The organism is Pseudomonas sp. S4_EA_1b (assembly GCF_016307435.1).
Taxonomy (GTDB): Bacteria; Pseudomonadota; Gammaproteobacteria; order Pseudomonadales; family Pseudomonadaceae; genus Aquipseudomonas; species Aquipseudomonas rhodesiae.
The window spans coordinates 1-4,572 of sequence record NZ_JAEILC010000158.1; the positions used below are offsets into that span (position 1 = coordinate 1).

The 4,572-nt window shown below is 55.0% G+C and carries 3 protein-coding genes and 2 pseudogenes; all 5 read left to right on the forward strand.

Annotation, left to right across the window (positions count from 1 at the left end; genetic code table 11):
• Window positions 1-99: pseudogene (locus YA0848_RS34010) on the forward strand (electron transfer flavoprotein subunit alpha/FixB family protein); the annotation flags it as partial.
• A 25-nt stretch (window positions 100-124) separates the two neighbouring features.
• On the forward strand, window positions 125-970 hold the full coding sequence (locus YA0848_RS34015) for an FAS1-like dehydratase domain-containing protein (RefSeq protein WP_034099098.1): 846 nt from the start codon (window positions 125-127) through the stop codon (window positions 968-970).
• The gene (locus tag YA0848_RS34020; protein ID WP_034099100.1) at window positions 967-1,782 is read left to right on the forward strand and encodes an HpcH/HpaI aldolase/citrate lyase family protein; all 816 of its coding nucleotides are present in this window, start codon (window positions 967-969) and stop codon (window positions 1,780-1,782) included. The genes YA0848_RS34015 and YA0848_RS34020 overlap by 4 nt, the downstream gene beginning before the upstream one ends.
• Before the next feature lie 61 nt (window positions 1,783-1,843).
• Window positions 1,844-3,235, forward strand: a complete 1,392-nt coding sequence (locus tag YA0848_RS34025) for an aldehyde dehydrogenase family protein (RefSeq protein WP_034114364.1) — start codon at window positions 1,844-1,846, stop codon at window positions 3,233-3,235.
• Window positions 3,236-3,330: 95 nt separating this feature from the next.
• Window positions 3,331-4,208 (forward strand): annotated as a pseudogene (locus YA0848_RS34030) (transporter substrate-binding domain-containing protein).
• The last annotated feature ends 364 nt before the right edge of the window (window positions 4,209-4,572 follow it).

Below are 4,572 nucleotides of genomic sequence, written 5' to 3' on the forward strand. Positions count from 1 at the left end.
ATCAACAAGGACGAAGAAGCGCCGATCTTCCAGGTGGCCGATTACGGCCTGGTGGCGGATCTTTTTGAAGCGATTCCAGAAATGGCCACCCTGGCCTGATCACTGACCGACTGGAGCAAAGAATATGAGCAGCAGTTCCGATTTTTCCGCCTGGATTGGACGACGTCAGGAAAGCCAGGACCGGATCAGTTTCACTCTGGTCAGACGCATTGCCGCGACATTGGGCGAGTCGGCACCACAACCCGGTGAGCCGCTGCCGCCCCTGTGGCACTGGGCATTTTTTCAGGAGCCGGTGGGTGCCAGCGAACTGGGGCCGGACGGCCATCCAGCGCTTGGGGGATTTTTGCCGCCGGCCCATAACCGCAATCGCATGTGGGCGGGAAGCCGAATTGAGTTTTTCCAGCCATTAAAAGTGGATGCTGAAGTGACCTGTGTATCGACCATCCTCAACGTCGAGGAGAAGCACGGTCGCACGGGTTCCTTATTGTTCGTCACAGTACGCCATGAGTTTTTCCAGGACGGCAAACGCGCCCTTCAAGACGATCAGGACATTGTTTACCGTGAACCTTCCCCGCCCAAACTGAACGGTACCGAAAAGCTACCTGAAGGCCAATGGCAGGAACGGATAGAGCCCACTCCAACCCTGCTGTTTCGCTATTCCGCAGTGACCTTCAATGGTCATCGTATTCACTATGACTGGCCGTATGTGACAGAGACCGAAGGTTATCCGGGGCTGGTGGTACATGGTCCATTGATCGCCACGTTGAATTTGCGTGCCTTTACCAAAGCGCATCCAACTGCGCGCCTGGAGCGTTTCGCATTCCGCGGAGTACGACCTCTGATTTCGCCTAAGCCTTTCCAGGTGGGCGGACGTCTAATCGAAAACGGCAAGGCACAGGTCTGGGCTGGCAATCAGGACGGCACAGCACAGATCGGAGAGATCGAGTTCAGCAATGGAGCAACGCCATGAGCAAATCAATTGTTCGCTCCGCCCTGTTTGTGCCGGCTACTCGACCAGAGCGCATCTCAAAAGCTATTGCCACCGGGGCGGATCGAGTCATCGTTGACTTGGAAGATGCCGTGCAAGAAAACCTCAAGGAGCAGGCGAGGGATAATCTCGACGCGTTCCTGAGCGAAGCCCCGGATGCACGGATTCTGGTCCGAGTGAATGCCCCGGATCACTGGGCGCATGTTGCGGATCTGGATCTTTGCCGACGCCACGCCGGCGTTATCGGAATTCTGCTACCCAAAGCAGAAAGCGCGAAACAGGTCACCACAGCTGCCGGTACCGAAAAACCGATTTGGCCAATCATCGAGAGCGCGAAGGGCTTGTCAGCACTCAACGAAATTGCCGGCACTCAAGGCGTTGAGCGGTTGTCGTTCGGTAGTCTGGATCTGGGTCTGGACCTGAACCTGACTACTGGCAGCCATGCCGCCGAAGAAATCCTTAGCCATGCGCGCTACGCCGTTTTGCTCGCCACCCGGGTTGCAGTGCTCGCTCCAGCGTTGGATGGAGTATTTCCGTCGATCCAGGACACCGCTGGGCTACTACGCGCGGTTCATTTTGCACGCGACATGGGCTTTGGTGGCGCGCTTTGTATCCATCCAACCCAAGTCGCGATCATTCATCAGGCGCTAAAACCAAGCCAGGAAGAATTGCACTGGGCGCAACGCATTATCGAAGCCGCTCGTTCAGGTGAAGGCGTTTTCGTGCTGGATGGGCAAATGGTCGATGCGCCGGTCATTGGTCGCGCGCAATCCATTTTGGCTCGCGCGACCTGATTCAACACCGGCGCCGTTGCTTAGAAGCTATGAATCCATTCCCATCCTACAGGACGGTGTCATGACTAACGTTTCCAGCCTTACCCATGCCATTTCAATCAATCCCGCCAATGGTGAGCAGATCGGCCACTACCCCTTCGAATCCGCATCGGAACTGGAGGCATCACTGTCACGTGCTAACAAGGGGTTTTCCACCTGGCGTAGCCAACCCGTCGAAATGCGTTCGCAAGCACTGATCGCTTTGGCAAGGGCATTGCGCGACAACGCAGAAGCGATGGCGAAGATGATCACTCAAGAGATGGGCAAACCCAACACTCAGGCGCGCGGTGAGATTGAAAAGTGTGCGCAACTCTGTGAGTGGTACGCCGAGCACGGCCCCGCCATGCTAACCGCCGAACCCACTCAGGTTGAGGGCGGAAAGGCACGAATTGAATATCGTCCACTGGGTCCGATTCTCGCCGTGATGCCTTGGAACTTTCCGATCTGGCAGGTGCTGCGTGGCGCCGTCCCGGCGTTGATTGCCGGCAATACCTACGTCCTCAAACATGCGCCGAACGTGATGGGATGCGCCTATCTGCTACTAGACGCGTTCAAGCGCGCCGGCTTTGCTGAAGGTGTGTTCGAAGTCATCAATGTCACGCCCGACGGTGTCTCCACTGCGATAACAGACACTCGCATCGCCGCGGTCACGCTCACTGGCAGCGTCCGAGCGGGCATGGCTATTGGGGCACAGGCGGGTGCAGCTTTGAAAAAATGTGTGTTGGAACTGGGTGGCTCAGATCCCTTCATAGTGCTCAACGACGCCGACCTGGACGAAGCTGTCAAAGCCGCTGTGATTGGCCGCTACCAAAACACCGGACAAGTCTGCGCGGCGGCTAAACGCTTAATTGTCGAACAAGGCGTTGTCGAGGAATTTACCCGCAAGTTTGTCGAATCCACCTCCAAGTTGGTCATCGGCGATCCACTGGCCACAGACACTTACATAGGGCCCATGGCCCGCTTTGATTTGCGCGATGAACTGGATCGTCAGGTCCGAGACACCCTGGAAGAAGGTGCGACCTTGTTGTTGGGAGGCAGAAAGGCCGAAGGCCCTGGCAACTACTACGAGCCTACGGTCTTTGGTGATGTCACCGACCAGATGACCTCATTCAAACAGGAATTGTTTGGGCCCGTGGCATCGATCATCACCGCGCGGGACGCCGCACATGCATTGGAACTGGCTAACGACAGTGAATTTGGGCTCGCCTCGACCATCTACACACGCAATGTCCAACTGGCCCAGAAGCTGGCCGGCGAACTGGAAACCGGAGGCGTGTTCATCAATGGCTATTGCGCAACCGACCCACGCGTCACCTTCGGCGGCGTAAAGAAAAGCGGGTTTGGCCGTGAGCTTTCGCATTTCGGTGTGCGCGAATTCTGTAATGCACAGACCGTCTGGCTGGACCGTCACTAACAACAAGCAAGTCGCCAGGCCCAGCGAAAACGTCCGCTGAGCCAAAGATGGGCGAGTCAGAAAAAGACTCGCCCCACCTTTATGAGGAGCTTTTGATGCGAGTCTTCCCTGCAATGCTGGGCGTTACGCTGACTGCGGCGTTAACCTTCACGCCAGCGATGGCTGCCGAACTTACCGGTACACTTAAAAAAATTAAGNNATTCCGTTCTCCTACATCGCCGACGCTTCCGGCAAACCAGTTGGCTACTCGCATGACATCCAATTGAAAATTGTCGACGCTATCAAGCAGGAACTTGAGATGCCCGAGCTGAACGTACGGTACAACCTGGTGACGTCACAAACGCGCATCCCGCTTGTGCAAAACGGTACTGTCGATCTGGAGTGCGGTTCTACAACCAATACCGCAGAGAGGGCGCAGCAAGTCGAATTTTCAGTCGGCATCTTCGAAGCCAGCACTCGACTGTTGGTCCGAAAGGATTCGATCTACAAAGACTTTGACCATCTCAATGGCAAGAACGTAGTGACCACTGCTGGCAGCACTGCCGAACGGATGCTCAAGGTCATAAATGCCGAGAAAAAGATGAACATGAACGTCATCTCTGCCAAAGACATTGGAGAGTCTTACCAAATGCTCGAGTCCGGCCGCGCCATTGCGTTTATGCAGGACGACGCATTGCTGGCGGGCGAGATGGCCAAGGCAAAGAAACCGGAAGATTGGGTGGTGACCGGCACCCCGCAATCCAACGAAATCTATGGTTGCACAATGCGTCGGGGTGATCCGGATCTCAAAAAAGTCGTGGATGACTCGATCAAGTCACTTTTCGTCTCGGGCGAAATCAACGCCATCTACGATAAATGGTTTACTCAGCCCATCCCTCCCAAAGGCTTGAATCTCAAATTCCCCATGAGCGCAGAACTCAAAACAATCATCGCCCAACCCAACGACCAACCGGCGCCGGAAAAGGCTCTTTAACGGTCGCCCCCTTCTGCTCAAGCGACCAGGACACAGCGAGGCACTCTCCTCGCGCCATGACCTTTGTATCAGCTGAAAATTCCACCAAGAGCCAGAGCTTTTGTAGGGGTAAAAACGCCTAAAAATAAAAAGGGGTCGCGAGATAAAATCTCGCAACCCCTTGAATTATATGGTCGGGACGGAGTGATTCGAACACTCGACCCCTAGCACCCCATAAAGGTGAACCGTATTCCAAACCAGTCTTAATAAATCCAACAAAATCACCTAAAGCACTGTATTCATTGGATCATTACAGTTTACACAGTCCAACCGCTTCCGATAGCATTCTACCAAAGCCAGCGAGAAACGGTGACCCAACGGTGAC